Origin of the sequence: Streptomyces sp. XM83C (genome assembly GCF_023072675.1) — a bacterium.
Classification (GTDB): domain Bacteria; phylum Actinomycetota; class Actinomycetes; order Streptomycetales; family Streptomycetaceae; genus Streptomyces; species Streptomyces thermocoprophilus.
In genome coordinates this window covers 1-21,181 of the sequence record NZ_JALLGL010000089.1, presented here as the reverse complement: position 1 = coordinate 21,181, position 21,181 = coordinate 1, and the positions used below count along the sequence as shown (strand labels likewise).

The 21,181-nt window shown below is 71.2% G+C and carries 21 protein-coding genes; 7 read left to right on the top strand and 14 right to left on the bottom strand.

The window, feature by feature from the left end:
* Positions 1-40: 40 nt before the first annotated feature.
* The 5 genes from MTQ10_RS12825 to MTQ10_RS12805 form a co-directional block, all read right to left on the bottom strand.
* On the bottom strand, positions 41-412 hold the full coding sequence (locus MTQ10_RS12825) for an MmcQ/YjbR family DNA-binding protein (RefSeq protein ID WP_247466378.1): 372 nt from the start codon (positions 410-412) through the stop codon (positions 41-43).
* The gene (locus MTQ10_RS12820) at positions 409-1,716 is read right to left on the bottom strand and encodes a hemolysin family protein (protein WP_247466375.1); all 1,308 of its coding nucleotides are present in this window, start codon (positions 1,714-1,716) and stop codon (positions 409-411) included. The genes MTQ10_RS12825 and MTQ10_RS12820 overlap by 4 nt, the downstream gene beginning before the upstream one ends.
* 6 nt (positions 1,717-1,722) lie before the next feature.
* On the bottom strand, positions 1,723-2,220 hold the full coding sequence (gene ybeY, locus MTQ10_RS12815; protein ID WP_247466371.1) for an rRNA maturation RNase YbeY: 498 nt from the start codon (positions 2,218-2,220) through the stop codon (positions 1,723-1,725).
* Positions 2,221-2,234: 14 nt separating this feature from the next.
* Positions 2,235-4,337, bottom strand: coding sequence for a PhoH family protein (locus MTQ10_RS12810; protein WP_247466367.1), 2,103 nt, complete (start codon positions 4,335-4,337; stop codon positions 2,235-2,237).
* Positions 4,338-4,518: 181 nt separating this feature from the next.
* Positions 4,519-5,367: a helix-turn-helix transcriptional regulator gene (locus tag MTQ10_RS12805; protein WP_247466364.1), complete on the bottom strand. Its 849-nt coding sequence runs from the start codon at positions 5,365-5,367 to the stop codon at positions 4,519-4,521.
* Positions 5,368-5,501: 134 nt separating this feature from the next.
* Here MTQ10_RS12805 and MTQ10_RS12800 point away from each other — a divergent pair, with 134 nt between their 5' ends.
* Positions 5,502-6,356: an NAD-dependent epimerase/dehydratase family protein gene (locus MTQ10_RS12800; protein WP_247466382.1), complete on the top strand. Its 855-nt coding sequence runs from the start codon at positions 5,502-5,504 to the stop codon at positions 6,354-6,356.
* 7 nt (positions 6,357-6,363) lie between these two features.
* Here MTQ10_RS12800 and MTQ10_RS12795 read toward each other — a convergent pair whose 3' ends face one another.
* From MTQ10_RS12795 to MTQ10_RS12785, 3 genes are all read right to left on the bottom strand, one after another.
* Entirely contained in the window at positions 6,364-7,668 is a 1,305-nt protein-coding gene (locus tag MTQ10_RS12795; protein WP_247466361.1) for a GH1 family beta-glucosidase, read from the bottom strand.
* 104 nt (positions 7,669-7,772) lie between these two features.
* Positions 7,773-8,039 (bottom strand): protealysin inhibitor emfourin, encoded by a 267-nt coding sequence (locus tag MTQ10_RS12790; RefSeq protein ID WP_247466358.1) that lies wholly within the window; start codon positions 8,037-8,039, stop codon positions 7,773-7,775.
* Between the two features lie 10 nt (positions 8,040-8,049).
* Complete coding sequence (locus MTQ10_RS12785) at positions 8,050-9,132, bottom strand: M4 family metallopeptidase (protein WP_247466338.1); 1,083 nt, start codon at positions 9,130-9,132, stop codon at positions 8,050-8,052.
* A 385-nt stretch (positions 9,133-9,517) separates the two neighbouring features.
* Here MTQ10_RS12785 and leuA point away from each other — a divergent pair, with 385 nt between their 5' ends.
* A complete protein-coding gene (leuA, locus tag MTQ10_RS12780) occupies positions 9,518-11,239 on the top strand; it encodes a 2-isopropylmalate synthase (RefSeq protein WP_247466335.1) in 1,722 nt (573 codons plus the stop codon).
* Positions 11,240-11,413: 174 nt separating this feature from the next.
* Positions 11,414-12,109, top strand: coding sequence for a TerB family tellurite resistance protein (locus tag MTQ10_RS12775; protein ID WP_247466333.1), 696 nt, complete (start codon positions 11,414-11,416; stop codon positions 12,107-12,109).
* 241 nt (positions 12,110-12,350) lie between these two features.
* Here MTQ10_RS12775 and MTQ10_RS12770 read toward each other — a convergent pair whose 3' ends face one another.
* Positions 12,351-13,349 carry a hypothetical protein gene (locus MTQ10_RS12770; RefSeq protein WP_247466330.1) on the bottom strand — a complete coding sequence of 333 codons (999 nt, stop codon included), beginning with the start codon at positions 13,347-13,349 and terminating at the stop codon, positions 12,351-12,353.
* A complete protein-coding gene (locus MTQ10_RS12765; protein WP_247466326.1) occupies positions 13,346-13,882 on the bottom strand; it encodes a SigE family RNA polymerase sigma factor in 537 nt (178 codons plus the stop codon). Before MTQ10_RS12765 ends, MTQ10_RS12770 begins: the two co-directional genes overlap by 4 nt.
* Before the next feature lie 236 nt (positions 13,883-14,118).
* Between MTQ10_RS12765 and MTQ10_RS12760 the strand changes: the two genes are divergently transcribed.
* From MTQ10_RS12760 to MTQ10_RS12750, 3 genes are all read left to right on the top strand, one after another.
* The gene (locus MTQ10_RS12760) at positions 14,119-14,337 is read left to right on the top strand and encodes a hypothetical protein (RefSeq protein ID WP_247466323.1); all 219 of its coding nucleotides are present in this window, start codon (positions 14,119-14,121) and stop codon (positions 14,335-14,337) included.
* Positions 14,338-14,669: 332 nt separating this feature from the next.
* A complete protein-coding gene (recO, locus tag MTQ10_RS12755) occupies positions 14,670-15,416 on the top strand; it encodes a DNA repair protein RecO (protein WP_247466321.1) in 747 nt (248 codons plus the stop codon).
* Between the two features lie 16 nt (positions 15,417-15,432).
* Positions 15,433-16,269 carry an isoprenyl transferase gene (locus MTQ10_RS12750; protein ID WP_247466317.1) on the top strand — a complete coding sequence of 279 codons (837 nt, stop codon included), beginning with the start codon at positions 15,433-15,435 and terminating at the stop codon, positions 16,267-16,269.
* 85 nt (positions 16,270-16,354) lie between these two features.
* Here the strand turns inward: MTQ10_RS12750 and MTQ10_RS12745 are convergent, their stop codons facing one another.
* The 4 genes from MTQ10_RS12745 to MTQ10_RS12730 are packed head-to-tail and all read right to left on the bottom strand — an operon-like array spanning position 16,355 to position 19,534.
* Complete coding sequence (locus MTQ10_RS12745) at positions 16,355-16,777, bottom strand: Fur family transcriptional regulator (protein WP_247466314.1); 423 nt, start codon at positions 16,775-16,777, stop codon at positions 16,355-16,357.
* A gap of 59 nt (positions 16,778-16,836) precedes the next feature.
* Positions 16,837-17,739 (bottom strand): metal ABC transporter permease, encoded by a 903-nt coding sequence (locus MTQ10_RS12740; protein ID WP_247466312.1) that lies wholly within the window; start codon positions 17,737-17,739, stop codon positions 16,837-16,839.
* Positions 17,739-18,548, bottom strand: coding sequence for a metal ABC transporter ATP-binding protein (locus MTQ10_RS12735; protein WP_247466309.1), 810 nt, complete (start codon positions 18,546-18,548; stop codon positions 17,739-17,741). Before MTQ10_RS12735 ends, MTQ10_RS12740 begins: the two co-directional genes overlap by 1 nt.
* A gap of 20 nt (positions 18,549-18,568) precedes the next feature.
* Positions 18,569-19,534, bottom strand: a complete 966-nt coding sequence (locus tag MTQ10_RS12730; protein WP_247466305.1) for a metal ABC transporter substrate-binding protein — start codon at positions 19,532-19,534, stop codon at positions 18,569-18,571.
* Positions 19,535-19,751: 217 nt separating this feature from the next.
* Between MTQ10_RS12730 and MTQ10_RS12725 the strand changes: the two genes are divergently transcribed.
* Positions 19,752-21,134 carry a glycine--tRNA ligase gene (locus MTQ10_RS12725; RefSeq protein WP_247466302.1) on the top strand — a complete coding sequence of 461 codons (1,383 nt, stop codon included), beginning with the start codon at positions 19,752-19,754 and terminating at the stop codon, positions 21,132-21,134.
* Positions 21,135-21,181: the final 47 nt, after the last annotated feature.

The window sequence follows — 21,181 nt, the reverse complement described above, 5'->3', positions numbered from 1 at the left end:
CCACGCGTACCCCGCGCACCCCGCCCGCACAGGCCCTCTGTCAGGCCCGGTCCAGCCGCAGCCGCTCCCCCCGCGGCAGGCCCGCCACGACCAGGTCGTACGAGTCCTCCACCAGCTCACGCACCAGCGCGTCCGGCAGAGCCCCGTCCACAGCCTTGTCCACCGTGACCGTGTTCCAGTGCCGCTTGTTCATGTGCCACCCCGGCACGATCAGCCCCTCGTGCTCGGCGCGCAGCCGCACCGCGTCCTCCGGGTCGCACTTGAGGTTCACCTTCAGAGGCCGCGCGTCCAGGTTCGTCAGGGCGAACATCTTGCCCAGCACCTTGAACACGGACGTCTCCGGATTGAACGGGAAGTCCTCCACCACCGCGTCGAAGGACAGGCACAGGGCGCGCAGCTCCTTCGGCGTCACTCCGCCGTCGCCTCCTCCTCGGGCTTCCAGGCCGGGCCGACGGGCTCCGCCAGCACCGTGACGATCTTGTTGCGGCGTCCGGCCGCGGCTTCCGCCGTCAGCCGCAGCTCACGCCCGTCCGGCAGCTCCACCACGGACGACGCGCCCGCGATCGGCACCCGGCCGAGCGCCTTGGCGAGCAGCCCGCCGACGGTCTCCACGTCCTCGTCGTCGTACGCCTCCAGCCCGTACAGCTCGCCCAGGTCACCGATGTCGAGGCGGGCGGTGACCCGGTAGCGGTGGTCGCCGAGGTTCTCCACGGGCGGCAGCTCACGGTCGTACTCGTCGGTGATCTCCCCGACGATCTCCTCCAGGATGTCCTCGATGGTGACGATGCCGGCCGTGCCGCCGTACTCGTCGATGACCACCGCGACATGGTTGCGGGACTTCTGCATCTCGCGCAGCAGATCGCCCGCGTTCTTGGTGTCCGGCACGAAGAACGCCGGACGCATCGCCGTCGACACCAGCTCGGACTCCGCGTCCCGGCTGATGTGCGTCTTGCGGGCCAGGTCCTTCAGATAGACGACCCCGACGATGTCGTCCTCGCTCTCCCCGGTGACCGGTATCCGGGAGAACCCAGACCGCAGGGCGAGACTGAGTGCCTGCCGGATGGTCTTGTACCGCTCGATCACGATCAGATCGGTACGCGGCACCATCACCTCACGCACGAGGGTGTCACCCAGCTCGAACACCGAGTGCACCATGCGGCGCTCCTCGGCCTCGATCAGCGACTCCTTCTCCGCCAGGTCGACCAGCGCCCGCAGCTCCGCCTCGGAGGCGAACGGGCCCCGCCGGAACCCCTTGCCGGGGGTGAGGGCGTTGCCGATGAGGATCAGCAGTGACGGGATCGGACCCATCACCCGGGCCAGCGGCAGCAGCACATACGCCGCGACCGTCGCCGTGTTGATGGGATGCTGCCGGCCGATGGTCCGCGGGGACACCCCCACGGCCACGTACGACACCAGCACCATCACACCGATCGCGACGAGCAGCGCCTCGGTGGTGCCGTCGAACTCCTGTAGACACGCGTATGTCACCAGGGCCGCGGCGGCCATCTCGCAGGCCACGCGCACCAGCAGCGCCACGTTCAGATAGCGGGTGGGGTCGGCGGCCACCTGGGCGAGCTTCTCGGCGCCCCGCCGCCCGGACCGCTGGGCCTCCTCGGCGCGGAAGCTGGAGACCCGGGCCAGGGCCGCCTCCGCGCACGCGGCGAGCCAGGCGACGACGACCAGAGCGATCGCGCCGAGGACGATCTGAGCACTCATGGCCGGTTACGAGACGGTCGGCGCCGGCGACGGCCCGGTCAGACCCCGCTCGGCCCGCCACCCGTCCACGATGGCCGCCTGCAGGCCGAACATCTCGGCCTTCTCGTCCGGCTCCTCGTGGTCGTACCCCAGCAGATGCAGCACCCCGTGGACGGTGAGCAGTTGCAGCTCCTCGTCCATGGAGTGCTTCGTCGGAGCCTCCGCGCCCTGTTTGGCGGCGACCTCCGGGCACAGCACGATGTCACCGAGCAGTCCCTGCGGCGGCTCGTCGTCGTCCTTGGACGGCGGACGCAGCTCGTCCATCGGGAAGGACATGACATCGGTCGGGCCGGGCAGGTCCATCCACTGCACGTGCAGCTGTTCCATGGCGGCGGCGTCCACCACGATCACCGACAGCTCGGACAGCGGGTGGATGCGCATCCGGGCGAGCGCGTAGCGGGCGATGTCGAGGATCGCCTGCTCGTCGACCTCGGTGCCGGACTCGTTGTTGACGTCGATCGACATGGTGCTGTGTGTGTCTACTTCCCCTTGTGCCCGGCCTTGCCCCGGCCGCCCTTGTGCGTGCCGTTCTGAGTGCCGTGCTTGCTGTCGTACTTCTCGTACGCGTCGACGATACGGCCGACCAGCTTGTGCCGGACGACGTCGTGCGACGACAGCCGGGAGAAGTGGACGTCCTCGACGCCCTCCAGGATCTCCTGCACCTGCCGCAGACCGGACTTCTGCCCGTCGGGCAGATCGACCTGCGTCACATCACCCGTGATCACGATCTTCGAGTCGAAGCCGAGCCGGGTGAGGAACATCTTCATCTGCTCGGGCGAGGTGTTCTGCGCCTCGTCGAGGATGATGAAAGCGTCGTTCAGGGTGTTGTGCGTCAGCAGATGGTCCTGTGTGACGTACAGCGAGTCCTCGGCCGCCACCTGGATGCACACGCATTCCTCGCGGCCCGCGGGCTCGATGCTGTCGATGAACCGCACCGGGCGTCCGCCGCCCCCGGCGGCGTGGTAGCGGTCCCGCTCGCGGGCGAGACGGAACGGCTCGATGCCCTCCGGAAGGCGGATGTCCACGACGTGTGCGTCGTGCCGGTGGCCGGTCTCGCGCCCGTTTGCGAAGCCGGGCTCGCGGCCTGCTGCCGCCCGTCGCCGCGTGTACGCCACGCCACCGAGCGACCGGACCAGCGCGACGACGTCGTCGCGGAGCAGGATCGACGTCGTCGTGAACTGGACACGGCAGGTGCGGTCCCGCTGTACGACCCGGCCACCGTCCGAGTCCAGCAGACCCTGAAGAACGGCCAGTCGCACCTCGGCCGTGTTCCGGAGATACACGTCCGGGACGAACGTCGTGTGCGGGCGGGTGCGCAGCAGGTCCAGCTCCCGCAGGACACGGGTGACGGGGTTCTCCAGCGTGATCACGTCACCGGGGGCCTTCGCCCGGTCGAGGGCGGCCTCCGGAGCCATGGCCGGCTCCGGGTCCTCCGTGGCGAAGGCGGGAGTCGTGGAGCCGGTCGGGCAGCCGTCGCCGAGCAGCAGCCCCAGCGCGTACGGGTCCATGGGGACGTCGCGTTCGGGGAAGCAGACGGGGGCCGTGAGCATGGGAAGCTCGTACCGGCGATGGCGCCCCGCCCGGAGGTTGCCGATCATCTCCTGCGTCTCGAGGACACGCCACGGTCTGCCGCGGCGCTCGTCGTCGCGGGTGCGCACCGTCCAGAGATGCTCGCCACAGCACAGCGTCGAGGAGCCGTCCTGGGCCGTGACCCGGTAGATGTCCTTCTCACCCTGGGGGTAGACGCCCAGAACCGGGGTCGGCTCCCCGTTGGAACCGATGACCAGATCGCCGACCTGGAGATCGCCGATCGGACGCCAGCCGTCCGGAGTGAGCACATCGGTGAAGACCGGCTGAGCACGGCCGCGCATGTACGCCAGCGGTGCCACCTCGATGGTGCCCGCCGCCATCAGGCGGGGGATCGAGTCGGGGTCGAGCATGTCGTGCAGCGCGTCGTACAGCGGGCGCAGGTACGGGTCGATCTTCTCGTAGAGCGTGCCGGGCAGGAAGCCGAGGCGCTCGCCGGCCTCGACCGCGGGGCGGGTGAGGATGATCCGGTTGACCTGCTTGGACTGGAGCGCCTGCACGGCCTTCGCCATCGCCAGATACGTCTTGCCGGTACCCGCGGGGCCGATGCCGAAGACGATGGTGTGCTTGTCGATCGCGTCGACGTACCGCTTCTGGTTCAGGGTCTTGGGGCGGATGGTGCGTCCGCGGGAGGAGAGGATGTTCTGCGTGAGCACCTCGGCCGGTGTCTCCGTGGGGCCCTCCCCGCCCTCGCTCGCCTTCAGCATGGCGATCGAGCGTTCCACTGCGTCCTCCGTCATCGGCTGCCCGGTGCGGAGCACCAGCATCATCTCTTCGAACACACGCGAGATCAGCGCGACGTCGACGGAGTCGCCGGCGATGCTGATCTCATTGCCCCGGACGTGTATGTCGGCCCCCGGGAAGGCCTTCTCGATCACGCGCAGAAGGGAGTCGCCGGACCCCAGGACGGTCACCATGGGGTGCTGGGCGGGGACGGTGAACTGTGCTCTCGCCTGCCCCTGCGCGGGCGTGTGAGCTGCGGGTGTCTGAGTCATGGGCCGGCGTCGTACGCCTGCGGTTCCTCCTCGTCACGGCCGCATGGCTGTAAGCGGCCTCGCACTGTCCAGAGTACGACGGGCCACCGTCAAGGCCGTAGGGCTTTTCCACGGGCATCGCGGCGGTGCGCCGGCGGTACGTCGGCGGTGCGCCGGCGGTGCGGGCGGCGGTGCGCGTGGCTCAGACCTCGCTGGGTGCCAGGTCCTGAAGTCCGACGACGCGCAGCAGCCGCAGCTGTTCGTGGGCCTCGGTGCCGGGGCGGGCCGTGTGGAGGACCAGGTGCTGGCGGTGCTCGTGGCTGAGCAGCACCTCGCAGTCCAGCTCGATCATGCCGACGACGGGGTGCAGGAAGCGTTTGGTGGACGGGGTCCGCTGGGCGACCTGGTGCTCGTCCCACAGCGCGGCGAACTCCTCGCTGCGGGCGCGCAGCTCGGCGACGAGCGCGGCCGGCTCGGGGTCGTCGGGGCGTGCGGCGGCGACCGCGCGCAGGGAGGCGACGTGTGCGCGTGCGTGCCGGGGGCGGTCCTCCTCGGGGAACAGGGCGCGGCCCGCCGGGTCGAGGAAGAACCGCCGGGCGAGGTTGCGTTCGCGGGGCGGCGCGGACATCACGTCGCCGACCAGGGCCTTCGCCATGGCGTTCTGCGCGAGGACGTCGCCGCAGTCGGTGACGACCTGGGTGGGGGTGTCGTGCAGCCGGTCCAGGACCAGCAGCAGTCCGGGCCGTACGTGTCCGGAGCCGGAGGCGCGGCGTGGGGGTTCCTCGCCGGTGAGGTGGAACAGGTGGTCGCGTTCGTCGTCGGTGAGGCGCAGGGCGCGGGCCAGCGCGGTGAGCATCTGCCGGGAGGGGTGCGGGCCGCGCTGCTGTTCGAGGCGCGTGTAGTAGTCGACGGACATGCCGGCGAGTGCGGCGACCTCCTCGCGGCGCAGTCCGGGGGTGCGGCGGCGGGCGCCCGGTGCGAGGCCCACGTCGGAGGGGGCGAGACGGGCGCGGCTGCGGCGCAGGAAGTCGGCGAGTTCGGGTCGGTTCACCTCTCCAGCGTGCGCCCGCGCGGCCCGTCCATCCAGGGACTGCCGGTCCCCCGATCCACGGGTCTCTCCCGGCGGGCGCCTTTCCGGCCGAGGCTGGAGGCGTCCACGGGGGAGTGAACGGAAGGGAACGCATGATGCTGACGTTGGTGACGGGTACGACAGGGCAGGTCGGGCGGCGTTTCGTGCCGCGGCTGCTGGCGCAGGCCGGCCCGGGGGAGCGGGTGCGGGTGCTGGTGCGGGACGCGTCCCGGGGTGAGCGGTTCGCGGAGCTGGGCGCGGAGGTCGTCGTCGGTGATCTGCGGGACGCGGAGGCGCTGGGCAAGGCGGTGGCCGGGGTGGACGCGGTGGTGAACGTGGCCGCGTCGTTCCGCGGGGTGCCGGACGAGGAGGCGTGGGCGGTGAACCGGGACGCGGCGGTGGAGCTGGGCCGGGCCGCGGTGTCCGCAGGGGTGGAAAGGTTCGTGCAGGTCAGCACGTGTCTGGTGTACGGCACGGGGCGGGGCCGTCCGCTGGTGGAGGACGACGAGGTGCGGCCCGGCGGCGCGATGTGGGGCGCGTACCCGGAGTCGAAGGCGGCGGCCGAGCGTGAGCTGCTGGCGCTCGAGGGCCTGGATGTGCGGATCGGGCGGTTGCCGTTCGTGTACGGCGAGGGGGACCCGCATCTGGCGCAGTCGCTGCGCTGGGCGACGGGCTGGGCGGCGACGCAGCGGCTGCACATGGGTCATCACGCCGATGTGGCGCAGGGCCTGCTGAGGCTGCTGTACGCACCGGGGCTGCGCGGCCCTGCGTACAACATCGCGGACGACGCCCCGGTGACGGCGGTGGATCTGTTCCGGGTGAACGGTGTGGAGGTGCCGGAGGACCTGTACACCCGTACCGACCCGGACCCGTGGCTGGGGGTGATGTCCACGGACAGGATCCGCCGGGATCTGGGCTATCGGCCGTACTTCCCGTCGGTGTGGGCGGCGAGGGACGCCGGGGCGCTGTGACGGGCCGTCACAGCTGGGCGCGCAGCGTCTCCCGCAGCCAGGTGTACGACGCCTTCGGGGTGCGCTGCTGCGTGGCGAAGTCGACGTGGACGAGGCCGAAGCGCCGCGCGTAGCCCTCCGCCCACTCGAAGTTGTCCAGCAGCGACCACACGAAGTATCCCCGTACGTCCACGCCCGCCTCGATGGCCCGGTGCAGGGCGCGGAGGTGGCCGTCGTGGAACGCGATGCGGTGCTGGTCGTCGAGTCCGTCGTACGCGCAGCCGTTCTCGGTGATGATCACGGGCGGCAGCCGGTCGCCGTAGCGCCGGCGGAAGCCGGTGAGCAGGTCGGTGAGGCCGTGCGGTACGACGGGCCAGCCGAAGTCGGTCAGCGGGTATCCGTCGATCTCCCGCAGGGAGAACGGCAGCCCGTCGGGGACGCGCACCCCGCCGAACTCGCTCGCGGCGCCCTGCGGGGCGCCCACCCGGGTCGGCGCGTAGTAGTTGACGCCGTAGAAGTCGAGGGGTGCGCCGATGGTCTCCAGGTCGGCCTGGGGGTCGCCGGGCATGAGGTCGCCCAGGCCCTGCGGGTAGGCGCCGAGCAGGACGGGTTCGGCGAAGAGGCGGTTGAGCAGCAGGTCGTAGAAGGCTGCCGCCTCCTGGTCGGCGGGGTCGTCGGAGGCGGGCCAGGTCGGGCCGTGCGAGTTGGCGATGCCGACCTGCCCGGCGCCGGCGGCGCGCAGCGCGCTGACGGCGAGTCCGTGGGCGAGGAGCTGGTGGTGGGCGGTCGGCAGGGCGTCGAACAGGAGCTGCTTGCCGGGGGCGTGGACGCCGAGGGCGTGGCCGAGCAGGGTGTGCTCGGCGGGTTCGTTGAGGGTGATCCAGTGGCCGACGCGGTCGCCGAGCCGGGCGGCGACCGTGCCCACGTGCTCGGCGAACCGGGACGCGGTGTCCCGTTTCAGCCAGTCCAGGTCGGCGGGGAGGTCCCAGTGGTAGAGGGTGACGACGGGGCGGATGCCGGCGGCGCACAGTTCGTCGACGAGCCGGTCGTAGAAGCCGAGGCCGCCGGGGGAGGCGGCGCGCGGCCAGGACACGGAGAAGCGGTACGCGTTCACGCCGAGGCCGGCGACGAGGGCGATGTCCTCGCGGTAGCGGTGGTAGTGGTCGCAGGCGACCGCGGCGGTGGAGCCGTCCTTGATCCGGCCGGGTTCGGCGCTGAAGACGTCCCACACGGAGGGGCCGCGTTCGTCGGCGGCCCCTTCGATCTGGTGGGCCGAGGTGGACACGCCCCACAGGAAGCCGGGCGGGAACTGAGGCATCGGGTCCGTCGCCATGGGCGGATCATCCGTACCGGCGGCGACGGAAGTCAACGCCCTTGCGGGGAAAGGCGGTTGTCCGTCGGGCCGGGGCCGGCGTGCTCTCCGCCGACGTCCGGTGCTCAGGCGCCCTCCTTCAGTACGCGTGAGATCAGCTCGCGCTGGTCCTCGCTGAGCCGGGGGTCCGCGCAGTACACGGTCTGGCCGTCGACGGTGATCCGGTAGGAGAAGCCGTCGGGCACCCCGGTCGGCGGTGCGCCCGCGCCCGCGGCGAGGACCCGCCGGGCCAGTGCCCGCCACTCCTCGGCGTCCGGGCGGCCCGCGGTGTCCACCTCGGCGTGCCGTTCGATGCCCGCGAAACCGCCCGTGCGCCTCACTGTGATCCGCATGGGTCCCTGTCTACAGCTTCGCCCGCCGGGTGCGCACCCCCACCTGCTCCCAGGCCTTGCGGACCGCCTCGTGTTCGTCGCCGCCGTCGCCGTAGCGTTCGGCGGCGGCCTTCTCGGTGAGTGCGGCGAAGTCGGTGAACAGGGCCTGTGAGGGCAGTTCGCCGCCGGTGAGCACGTCGTACCAGATCTGCCCGGCGCGTTCCCAGGCGTGTCCGCCGAGCTGGACGGCCGTCAGATAGAAGGCGTGGTTGGGGATGCCGGAGTTGATGTGGACGCCGCCGTTGTCGCGGCCGGTGCGGACGTAATCGTCCATGGTGGCGGGCTGCGGGTCCTTGCCGAGGACGTCGTCGTCGTACGCGGTGCCGGGCGCCTTCATCGAGCGCAGGGCGACCCCGGTGACGCGTTCGGCGAGCAGGCCCGCGCCGATCAGCCAGTCGGCCTCGGCGGCGGTCTGGCCGAGCGAGTACTGCTTGATCAGCGAGCCGAACACGTCGGACATCGACTCGTTGAGGGCGCCGGGCTGGCCGTAGTAGGTGAGGTTGGCGGTGTACTGGGTGACGCCGTGGGTCAGCTCGTGCCCGATGACGTCGATCGGCAGGGTGAAGTCGAGGAAGATCTCGCCGTCACCGTCGCCGAACACCATCTGCTCGCCGTTCCAGAAGGCGTTGTTGTAGTCCACGTCGTAGTGGACGGTGGCGTCCAGCGGGAGTCCGTCGCCGTCGATGGAGTGCCGGCCGTACGCCTTCAGGAAGAGGTCGAAGGTGGCGCCGAGGCCGGCGTAGGCGCGGTTGACGGTGGCGTCGCGGCCGGGTTCCTCGCCCTCGCGGCGGACGACGGTGCCGGGCAGGCGGGTGCGGTGCTCGGCGTCGTGGACCGTCCGCAGGGGCCGCTCGGAGGGCGCCGTCACGGCCGGGGCGGAGGCGAGGGCGAACTCGGTGGTCACACGGCGTCGGCCGCGCAGTTCGCTGTCGCGCACCAGGGTGCGGTGGGCGGGTGCGGAGAGTGCGGGGTCGTCCTGGCGCGCCAGCCGGTCGAGGATGTGCGGCGGGACGACGGTGCAGAAGACGGGCTCGAAGCCCCCGTGAGTCGTCATGCCCGTAACGTTTGCACTGTGTGACCGCTCTGTCACCACCTGCCACCATGATTGGTGAAACAGCGGGACAACGGCCGTGGTGGGGGGTGCGGCCGTGGTAGGCGTGGCACACGGCGGAGGGTCGTCGGTGCAGGGGCGGACATCGAGTCGACGGTATGTGAGGCTGCGCACTTTTTGTCCCTTATAGGCGCCCGCGTCCCGCATACTGATACAGCACCCCGCGCCTTGGGACAGCTCGGCTAGCATGCGGAGCATCATGCGTTTCGGGCTGCTTCTCCTTAGCTGCCGCGGTGAGGGCCTGTAGTCGAGGCCGACTCCCTCCCCGCGGAGCTTGGCGTTGCGTCGTCGGCCGTCCCTCGGACACCCCATGAGGAGCCTTCGCACCATGGCCAACCGCCAGCAGCCCAGCCCCATGCCGATCCACAAGTACGGCCGCTACGAGCAGGTCGACCTCCCCGACCGCACCTGGCCCGACCAGCGGATCACCGTAGCCCCGCGCTGGCTGTCGACCGACCTGCGCGACGGCAACCAGGCGCTGATCGACCCCATGTCGCCCGAGCGCAAGCGCCGGATGTTCGACCAGCTCGTCAAGATGGGCTACAAGGAGATCGAGGTCGGCTTCCCCGCCTCCGGGCAGACCGACTTCGACTTCGTGCGCTCCATCATCGAGGAGGAGGGCGCGATCCCCGAGGACGTGACCATCTCCGTCCTCACCCAGGCCCGCGAGGACCTGATCGAGCGGACCGTGGAGTCCCTGAAGGGCGCCAAGCGCGCCACGGTCCACCTGTACAACGCGACCGCGCCGGTCTTCCGCCGGGTCGTCTTCCGCGGCTCCAAGGACGACATCAAGCAGATCGCCGTCGACGGCACCCGCCTGGTGATGGAGTACGCGGAGAAGCTGCTGGGCCCGGAGACCGACTTCGGCTACCAGTACAGCCCGGAGATCTTCACCGACACCGAGCTGGACTTCGCGCTGGAGGTCTGCGAGGCGGTCATGGACGTCTGGCAGCCCGGCCCGGACCGCGAGATCATCCTGAACCTGCCGGCGACCGTGGAGCGTTCCACGCCGTCCACGCACGCCGACCGCTTCGAGTGGATGCACCGCAACCTCTCCCGCCGCGAGTACGTCTGCCTGTCCGCCCACCCGCACAACGACCGCGGTACGGCCGTCGCGGCGGCGGAGCTGGCGGTCATGGCGGGCGCCGACCGCGTCGAGGGCTGCCTGTTCGGGCAGGGCGAGCGCACCGGCAACGTCGACCTGGTCACCCTGGGCATGAACCTGTTCTCGCAGGGCGTCGACCCGCAGATCGACTTCTCCGACATCGACGAGATCCGTCGTACGTGGGAGTACTGCAACCAGATGGAGGTCCACCCGCGCCACCCGTACGTGGGCGACCTGGTCTACACGTCCTTCTCCGGCTCCCACCAGGACGCCATCAAGAAGGGCTTCGACGCCATGGAGGCCGAGGCGAAGGCCAAGGGCGTCACCGTCGACGACCTGGAGTGGGCGGTCCCGTACCTGCCGATCGACCCGAAGGACGTCGGCCGGTCCTACGAGGCCGTCATCCGCGTCAACTCGCAGTCCGGCAAGGGCGGCATCTCGTACGTCCTGAAGAACGACCACAAGCTCGACCTGCCGCGTCGTATGCAGATCGAGTTCTCCAAGATCATCCAGGCGAAGACCGACGCCGAGGGCGGCGAGATCACGCCGAAGGAGATCTGGGAGGTCTTCCAGGACGAGTACCTGCCCAACCCGGACAACCCGTGGGGCCGTATCCAGGTGCGGACGGGCCAGTCCACCACCGACACCGACGGCGTGGACACCCTCACCGTCGAGGCCACCGTCGACGGCGTGGACACCGTCCTGACCGGCTCCGGCAACGGTCCGATCTCGGCCTTCTTCGACGCACTGGAGTCCATCGGCGTGGACGTACGCCTGCTGGACTATCAGGAGCACACGATGAGCGAGGGCGCGTCCGCGCAGGCCGCCTCGTACATCGAGTGCGCCATCGGCGACAAGGTGCTGTGGGGCATCGGCATCGACGCCAACACCACCCGCGCCTCGCTGAAGGCGGTCGTCTCCGCCGTCAACCGCGCGGCCCGCTGACACCCCTGGGGCCCCGCCCGCCGGCTCTCCGGTGGGCGGGGCCCGCTGTTTCCGGCCATTTCGTCCCCCAGGTCACGGCAAGGTCTCGTCCTGGGTACTGACTCGGCCTCACCGATGTGGCTAACATCACGCAAGCGCGGCGATGTTGCCGCCACGTTTCGCGGGAGGTGCGACGTGCTGCCAGGACGGGGACACAACGGCCGTGCACCCAGGCTTGCGCGCATCCTGGGCACCCGTACCGCCTGGACGCCCCTGGGCGACGGCGAGTTCTTCTGCCCGAACTGCGGAGGCGACCGCAACTATCAGCGGCTCAGCGGACGCCGCCGCTTCACCCTGCTCGGCGTGCCCGTGCTGCCGCGCGGCGAGACCGGCCCCGTCGTCGAGTGCGCCTCCTGCCGCCGCCACTTCGGGCCCGACGCCCTCGACCACCCGACCACCACCCGCTTCTCGGCGATGCTCCGCGACGCCGTCCACACCGTCGCCCTCGCCGTGCTCGCGGCGGGCGGCGCCTCGTCGCGTTCGGCGCTGGAGACCGCGGCGGTCGCGGTGCGCGCCGCCGGGTTCGGCGACTGCACCGAGGACCAGCTGGCCGCGCTCGTGGAGGCGCTGGCCCAGGACACCGGCCGGGTCCTCGGCGGGCCGGGCGGGGCCGGGCTGGCCATAGAGCTGCACGAGGCCCTCGACCCGCTCGCCCCGCACCTCGCGCCCGTCGGCCGCGAATCGATCCTGCTGGAGGGCGCCCGCATCGCCCTCGCCGACGGCCCGTACACTCCGGCCGAACGCGAGGTCCTCGCCACCGTCGGCACGGCCCTCACCCTCCCCGCCGACGACGTCACCCGGCTGCTGGAGGCGGCGCGGATGCCGTCGTAGGACAGACGGAACGGTCCTTCCGGAACCGGCCGGAGCCCGGCGCCGCCGGCCGGCGCGTGATGCCCGCACCGCGCGCGTCGGCACGGAGCCCGAGGCCGCGCCGCGGCTGCTCGCCTCCACGCTCCGCGTCCCGAACACGGACGTCCCGACGTCCGTCGGCCGACGCACGCCGGACGCGAACGGGGGCGGGCCCGGCCGTCCCCGTCGCCCGGCCCGGCCCGCCCCGTCCTGCGGACGCCGCCTACGGCAGCGTCTTGTCGTACTCCTTGTCCCGGTCGGAGTCGTAGACGAGCTTGCCCGCCGCGTCGTAGCCCTTGATGTGCGGCGCCTTCGTCACCTGCCGGTTCAGCGTGCCGTACGCCACGAACCAGCCGTGGTCCAGCACCCCCGGGACGGTGCTGTCGCCGTACGACGCCGTCACCTTCGCCACCGACGGATGGACGGTGCCGATGATCCCCCAGCGGAACGGCAGCTTCCAGCTGCCCTTGTCGATGATCGACTGCTGGTACAGCTTGCCGCTGTTGATGTCCGGGTACACCGGGTGGGCCGCGTCGCCGGTCATGTCGCCGCTGCTGGAGTTGATCCCCGGCTGACCGTCCCGGATCGTGCAGATCACCCGCGTGGGCCGGGGCTGCTCCCGTACGGCGACGACGTGGTAGCCGTCACCGGGGGCGTTCGAGTCGCCGGTGCTGCGCATCGCCAGGATGATCCGGTACTGCGACGCCTTGCCGAGATCCTCCCGGTGCACGGCGGGGCTTTCCGTCCCGCCCTCGGCGTGCTTCGCCAGCTCCTTCGTCGTCTCGGCGTCGAACCGGAGGCACTTCTCCAGCCCCTGCGTGGCCTGCGCGAAGCTGATGCCGTCCAGCAGCTGCCCCGGCGTGGCGGGCCGCGCCGGCCCTGCCTGCGAGGCCGGCGCCTTCGGCGAACCGCCGGCGGCCGGGTTCCCCGCCGCGGTGACCGACGGGCGCGGCGCGGCGGTGGCCGGGCCGTTCCGGTCGCCGAGGTCCAGCGCGTACGCCCCCACCGGCACCGCCGCCAGCACCGCGACCGCCGTGCCGATCGCCGCCGTACGACGCCGCCGCTCCCGCAGCCCCCGCCGCCGGATCGCCGGATACGGCGCCGGCGACGGGCGGATCGTGAAGGCGTCCTCGGCGAGCAGATCACGCATCCGCTCCTCGAAGCCGCCCGGCGCGTCCTGCCCGTCCAGGGCCTCCCGCTCGTCGCGCCCGCTGTCGTTCATCTTCCGCCTCCTTGTCCTGCCGTCACGGCGCCGCCCGCCAGCTGGGCGAGCCCCGGACACGTACGCAACTTCGCCAGCCCCTTCGAGGCCTGGCTCTTGACCGTCCCCGGCGAGCAGCCGAGCGCCTCGGCCACCTCCGCCTCCGACAGGTCCTCCCAGTACCGCAGGACCACCACCGCCCGCTGCCGCGCCGGCAGCCCGGCCAGCGCCGCCATCAGCGCGCTGCGCTCGTCCGCCCACGACGCCGAGTCGTCCCGCCCTGCTCGATCCGGGGGCGCCGCGGTCAGCGCCTCCGTGATGCGGCGCTTGCGGAAGCGGTCGCTGTTGCAGCTGACCAGCATCCGGCGGACGTACGCCTCCGGGTTGTCGGCCCGTGCCACGCGCCGCCATGAGCGGTACGCCTTCGCCAGCGCCGTCTGGGTCAGGTCCTCGGCGTGGTGGGCGTCGCCCGTGAGCAGATACGCGGTCCGCACCAGGTGCGACCAGCGCGCCCGGACGAAATCCTGGAACTGCTCCTCCAGTTCGGCCTGCATCAAGCACCCTCCTCGCCCTCCAGACCACCGCCCGGCGCGAATCGGTTGCCCGCAGGAGGGGACGGGGTTCGAACGGCATGGCGAGAGTGGCCACCACAGCGTTGGTACGTGTGGGGCGGAAGAGGACAGACTCCAGCCGAGTGTAGAGAGTTCGTGTCCCTCACAGGGTGAAATGCGTGGAATCGGCAATGTGGGGGAGCCACGTTGCGGCACCACACCACAGAGGAGAGAACTGCATGCCCAAGCCGCCCCTCGGATCCCACGTCGTCGACACCCGCACCGGCCGGGTCGGCATCGTCATGGGGCACGAAGGGCCGTACGTCCAGCTGAGACCGTACGGCGGCGGACGGGAGTGGGACGCCTCCCCGGAGGTCGTCCGCCCGGCCACCCCGGCCGAGCGCCTGAGCGCGGCCACGGCGTACTGCAACGCCCGCAGCCGCGGCGAGGTCCCGTGACCGGCTCCCTCCCACGCCGGCACTGACCCCACCCCTGCCCCGTCCGGCGGCGACCCCGCCACCCCAGCACCACGCCGCGGTGCCGGCGCGACCCGCCCCGCCGCGGCAGCACGACGGAACGGACTCGAACGTGAGCCGAGGTCGGCCTCGGGGCGTCGGCGCCGGAGCCCGGCTGTCCGCACGGCGCCCACGAAGCCGGCCCGGAGGGCGGTCGGCGCGGTTCGGCCGGCTCTGGGAGGCACGGCTGCGTCCCGGTGCCGACCGAGGGCGCCGCGCGTCGGTCGGGTCAGGAAGCGTCCCGGGTGTCTCTTCCGTACGGGACAATGGGCCGCATGAGTCTGTTCCGCGACGACGGCATCGTGCTGCGCACCCAGAAGCTGGGTGAGGCGGACCGGATCATCACGCTGCTCACGCGGGGGCACGGACGGGTGCGCGCCGTGGCCCGCGGGGTGCGCCGGACCAAGTCGAAGTTCGGGGCGCGGCTGGAGCCGTTCTCCCACGTCGATGTGCAGTTCTTCGCGCGCGGCAGTGAGCTGGTCGGGCGGGGGCTGCCGCTGTGCACGCAGAGCGAGACGATCGCCCCGTACGGCGGCGGCATCGTCACCGACTACGCCCGCTACACCGCCGGCACGGCCATGCTGGAGACCGCCGAGCGGTTCACCGACCACGAGGGCGAGCCGGCCGTGCAGCAGTATCTGCTGCTGGTGGGTGCCCTGCGCACCCTGGCCCGCGGTGAGCACGCCCCGCATCTCGTCCTCGACGCGTTCCTGCTGCGTTCCCTCGCCGTCAACGGCTACGCGCCCAGCTTCGACGACTGCGCGAAGTGCGGCATGCCCGGCCCGAACCGTTTCTTCTCCGTGGCCTCCGGAGGCTCCCTGTGCGTGGACTGCCGGGTGCCCGGTAGCGTCGTACCGTCGCCGCAGACTCTTCGGCTGCTCGGCGCGCTGCTGACGGGGGACTGGGAGACCGCCGACGCCTGCGAGCCGCGGTACGTCCGGGAGGGGAGCGGGCTGGTGTCCGCCTATCTGCACTGGCACCTGGAGCGCGGGCTGCGGTCGCTCCGGTACGTGGAAAAGTAAGGGAGACGAGAAGCACATGGTCGTACGCGGGTTCCTCGGGCGGCAGCGCCGGGAGTACAAGGCACCGGAGCCGCACCCGTCCGGCGCGCGACCGCCGAAGCTCCCCGGCGAGCTGGTCCCGGGCCATGTGGCGATCGTCATGGACGGCAACGGCCGCTGGGCGAAGGAGCGGGGCCTGCCCCGTACCGAGGGCCACAAGGTGGGCGCGGAGCGGGTCCTCGACGTCCTTCAGGGCGCCATCGAGATCGGCGTCGGTTCGATCTCCCTGTACGCGTTCTCCACCGAGAACTGGAAGCGCTCGCCCGACGAGGTGCGCTTCCTGATGAACTTCAACCGGGACTTCATCCGCAAGAGCCGCGACCAGCTCGACGAGCTGGGGGTGCGGGTGCGCTGGGTGGGGCGCATGCCCAAGCTGTGGAAGTCCGTCGCCCAGGAGCTACAGATCGCGCAGGAGCAGACCAAGGGCAACGACCGGCTCACCCTGTACTTCTGCATGAACTACGGCGGGCGTGCCGAGATCGCCGACGCAGCTCGGGCTCTCGCCGAGGACGTGCGTGCCGGGCGGCTCGACCCGTCCAAGGTCACCGAGAAGACGTTCGCGAAGTATCTGTACTACCCGGACATGCCGGAGGTCGATCTGTTCCTGCGGCCCAGCGGTGAGCAGCGCACCTCGAACTACCTGCTGTGGCAGAGCGCGTACGCGGAGATGGTGTTCCAGGACGTGCTGTGGCCGGACTTCGACCGGCGGGATCTGTGGCGGGCGTGTGTGGAGTTCGCCTCCCGCGACCGCCGGTTCGGCGGTGCGACCCCGAACGAGGTGCTGCTGGCGATGGAGGGCCGTCAGCAGGGCTGAGAGCGGCGAGGGGGTCCCGGCGCGTCGAGCGGCCGGGGCCCCTTCGGGTTTCTTTCGTTCGGTCGTCTGCGTCGTCTGCTGCGTGTCAGGTGGTCGCTTCCGCCGCCGCGCAGTCCGCGCACGTGCCGAAGATCTCCACGGTGTGGGCCACGTTCACATAGCCGTGTTCGGCGGCGATGGCCTCCGCCCACTTCTCCACGGCGGGCCCCTCCACCTCGACCGCCTTGCCGCAGCTGCGGCAGACGAGGTGGTGGTGGTGTTCGCCGGTGGAGCAGCGCCGGTAGACGGACTCGCCGTCGGAGGTGCGCAGGACGTCGACCTCGCCTGCCTCGGCGAGGGACTGAAGCGTGCGGTAGACCGTGGTGAGCCCGACCGAGTCGCCCTTGTGCTTGAGCATGTCGTGGAGTTCCTGCGCGCTGCGGAACTCGTCGACCTCGTTCAGAGCCGCCGCCACGGCGGCACGCTGCCGGGTGGCCCGGCCCTTCACGGGCGGTCCAGCGGTCGTCACCGTTGCCTCCTCACGTCCGGGGCCTGCCGGGCCATTCTGCCAGCCCGGCCTGTGCCCGGTCAGACGCCGACTTCGTCGCCGGCGGCCCGACTCGCCGGAATCGCGCACTCCGCGGGGTCGGCGGCGGGCCGTGCGGCAGCGGCGGCCCGGGCGCGGCGGCGGGCGAGCGGCGCGGCGAGGGCGGTCAGCACGAGGAACGCGGCGATGGTCAGCAGCACGATCGTCGCACCGGGCGGCACGTCCTGGTAGTACGAGGTGACGGTGCCGCCGAGGGTGACGGTGACGCCGATCGTGACGGCGACGGCGAACGTCGCGGCGAAGCTGCGGGTGAGCTGCTGCGCGGCGGCCACCGGCACGACCATCAGCGCGGACACCAGGATCAGGCCGACGACCCGCATCGCCACGGTCACGGTGACGGCCGCGGTGACCGCGGTGAGCAGGTTCAGGGCCCGTACCGGGAGGCCGGTGACGCGGGCGAACTCCTCGTCCAGGCTGACCGCGAACAGTTGCCGGCGCAGGCCCAGGGTGACGGCGACGACGAACGCCGACAGCAGCGCGATCGCGGTCACGTCGGAGGGGGAGACCGTGGACAGCGAGCCGAACAGGTACGAGGACAGGTTGGCGGTGGAGCCGCCCGGCGTGACGCTGACGAACATCACGCCGCCGGCCATGCCGCCGTAGAAGAGCATGGCGAGGGCGATGTCGCCGCGGGTCCTGCCGTACCAGCGGATCAGTTCCATGAGGATCGCGCCGAGCGCGGAGACGGCGGTGGCCATCCACACGGGGGAGGCGTTCAGCAGGAAGCCGAGGCCGACGCCGGTCATGGCCACGTGCCCGATGCCGTCGCCCATCAGGGGCTGGCGGCGCTGTACGAGGTAGATGCCGATCGCGGGTGCGGTGATGCCGACGAGGACGGCGGCGAGCAGGGCCCGCTGCATGAAGGCGTAGTCGAGGAGTTCCATCAGCTCAGCAGTCCCGTGCGGATCGGTCCGGCGCCCGCCGGTGCGTGCGGGTGGACGTGGTCGTGGCCGGGCAGGGCGTGCTGCCCGACGGCCTTCGGGGGCGGGCCGTCGTGCAGGACGCAGCCGTCGCGCAGGACGACCGCCCGGTCGATGAGGGGCTCCAGCGGGCCCAGTTCGTGCAGGACGAGCAGGACGGTCGCGCCGCCGGCGACCTGCTCGCGCAGGGTCTCGGCGAGGACTTCCTGGCTGGCCAGGTCGACGCCGGCCATCGGCTCGTCCATGATCAGCAGCTCGGGTTCGGCGGCGAGCGCGCGGGCGATGAGCACCCGCTGGTGCTGCCCTCCGGACAGCGCGTCCACGGGGTCCTTGGCGCGGTCGGCCATCCGGACCAGCTCCAGGGCGCGGCGTACGGCGGCGTGGTCGGCCTTGCGCAGGATGCCGAAACGGGCGCGGGAGAGCCGGCCCGCGGTGACGACCTCGGTGACGGTGGCGGGGACGCCGCCCGCGGCGGTGGTGCGCTGCGGGACGTAGCCGACGCGGGCCCAGTCGCGGAAGCGGCGCCTCGGCGTGCCGAACAGTTCGATCTCGCCGGCGCTGACCGGCACCTGGCCGATGATGCTGCGCACGGCGGTGGACTTGCCGGAGCCGTTGGCGCCGAGCAGGGCGACGACCTCGCCGCGGGAGACGGTGAGGTCGATGCCGCGCAGGACGGGGCGTGAGCCCAGCTCGGCGCGGACGCCGCTCAGGCGGATGACGGGCTCGGGCGTGCCGGCCTCGGTGTCGGTCATGCCGTTCGTGGTGTCGGTCATGCCGTCCTCCACGGGGGTGCTCACTTCGTGCCCAGGGCGGTCCGCAGGGCCTTGAGGTTGGCCCGCATGACCTGGATGTAGTCGTCGCCGCGCGAGTTGTCGGTGATGCCTTCGAGGGGGTCGAGGACGTCCGTCCTCAGGCCCGCGTCCTCGGCGAGGGTCTTCGCGGTGTCGCCGCTGACGAGGGTCTCGTAGAAGACGGTGGTGACGCCGTCGGCCTTGGCTTTCTTCTGTAGGTCCTTGACGCGGGCGGCGCTCGGCTCGGACTCCGGGTCGAGGCCGGAGATGGCCTCCTCGGTGAGGCCGTAGCGCTCGGCGAGATAGCCGAAGGCGGCGTGGGTGGTGATGAAGGTCTTCGTCCTGGTGCCGGCGAGGCCCTTCTCGAACTCGGTGTTCAGGGCGCCGAGCCGGGAGACGAGGGCGGCGGTGTTCTTGCGGTAGTCGGCGGCGTGGTCCGGGTCGGCCTTCTCGAAGGCCTTGCCGACGCCCTCGGCGACCTCGGCGTACCGGACGGGGTCGAGCCAGATGTGCGGGTCCTCGGCGCCGGACTCCTCGTCGTGGCCGTGCTCGTCGGCGTCGGCGTGCTCGTCGTGGCCGCCGACCTCGGTGCCGTGCTTCTCCAGCGTGGTCAGCGAGGCCGCGTCGATCTTCGTGCCGACGCCGGACTGGTCGACGGCCTTGTCGACGGCGGGCTGGAGCCCCTTGAGGTAGAGGACCGCGTCGGACTCCTCGAGCTGCGCGGTCTGCCGGGCGCTGATCTCCAGCTCGTGCGGTTCCTGGCCGGGCTCGGTGAGGGTGGTGACGTGGACGTGTGTGCCGCCGATCTGCTCGGCGAGATACGTCATCGGATAGAACGACGCGACGACGTCGAACTTGTCGGTGTTCCCCGCGACCGCGGTCGTGGAGCAGGCGGAGAGGGCGGCCAGGCCGAGGACCGTCACCGCGGCCGTGGCCGCCGTGGGTATCAGACGTCGTCGATCGTTCATGACAGTCATTTTCAACTGAAGTGGAAACCGTTGTCAACAACGTCCCCGGGAGGTCGTGCGACGGCCCCCGGGAAGCCCTCCGGGAGGCCCGCCCGGCGGTCCTGGAGCGCTCCGGGCCCGGGGTGATTTGATTGAGGGGCAGCCTGCGCCGGTACCCTGAGGCATTCGCTCTGAAGCGTCTCGCTTCAACGCCCGTCGTCGTAATGAAGAGAGCACCGTGGCCGCCGACAAGATCGACACCATCGTCAGCCTGAGCAAGCGCCGTGGCTTCGTATTCCCCTGTAGTGAGATCTACGGCGGTCAGCGCGCCGCCTGGGACTACGGACCGCTGGGTGTCGAGCTCAAGGAGAACATCAAGCGCCAGTGGTGGCGCTACATGGTGACGTCGCGCGAGGACGTCGTCGGTATCGACTCGTCCGTGATCCTCGCCCCCGAGGTGTGGGTCGCCTCCGGCCACGTCGCCACCTTCACCGACCCGCTCACCGAGTGCACCTCCTGCCACAAGCGGTTCCGCGCGGACCACCTGGAGGAGGCCTACGAGGAGAAGAAGGGCCGCGCCCCGGAGAACGGCCTCGCCGACATCAACTGCCCCAACTGCGGCACCAAGGGCCAGTTCACCGAGCCCAAGCAGTTCTCGGGCCTGCTCTCCACCCACCTCGGCCCGACCCAGGACAGCGGCTCCGTCGCCTACCTGCGCCCCGAGACCGCCCAGGGCATCTTCACCAACTTCGGCCTGGTGCACACCGCCACGCGCAAGAAGCCGCCGTTCGGCATCGCCCAGATGGGCAAGTCGTTCCGCAACGAGATCACGCCGGGCAACTTCATCTTCCGCACCCGCGAGTTCGAGCAGATGGAGATGGAGTTCTTCTGCAAGCCGGGCGAGGACGAGAAGTGGCACGAGTACTGGATGGAGCAGCGCTGGAACTGGTACACCGGCCTGGGTCTCCGTGAGGAGAACATGCGCTGGTACGAGCACCCCAAGGAGAAGCTCTCCCACTACTCCAAGCGCACCGCCGACATCGAGTACCGCTTCCAGTTCGGCGGCAGCGAGTGGGGCGAGCTGGAGGGTGTCGCCAACCGCACCGACTACGACCTGACCGCCCACTCCAAGGCCTCCGGCCAGGACCTGGTCTACTACGACCAGGAGGCCAACGAGCGTTGGACGCCGTACGTCATCGAGCCCGCGGCCGGTGTCGGCCGCACCATGCTCGCCTTCCTCCTCGACGCCTACGTCGAGGACGAGGCCCCCAACGCCAAGGGCAAGATGGAGAAGCGCACTGTGCTGCGCCTCGACCACCGCCTCGCCCCGGTGAAGGCCGCCGTCCTGCCGCTGTCCCGCAACGCCGAGCTGTCGCCGAAGGCGAAGGGCCTCGCCCAGGCGCTGCGCCAGCACTGGAACATCGAGTTCGACGACGCCGGCGCCATCGGCCGCCGCTACCGCCGCCAGGACGAGATCGGTACGCCGTTCTGCGTCACCGTCGACTTCGACACGCTCGAGGACAACGCGGTGACCGTGCGCGAGCGTGACTCGATGAAGCAGGAGCGTGTCTCCCTCGACCAGGTCGAGGGGTACCTGGCGGCGCGGCTGCTGGGCTGCTGACGGGAGTTGCCGTACGGCGACAGCGGGGGGCCGTGGGGTCTTCGGTG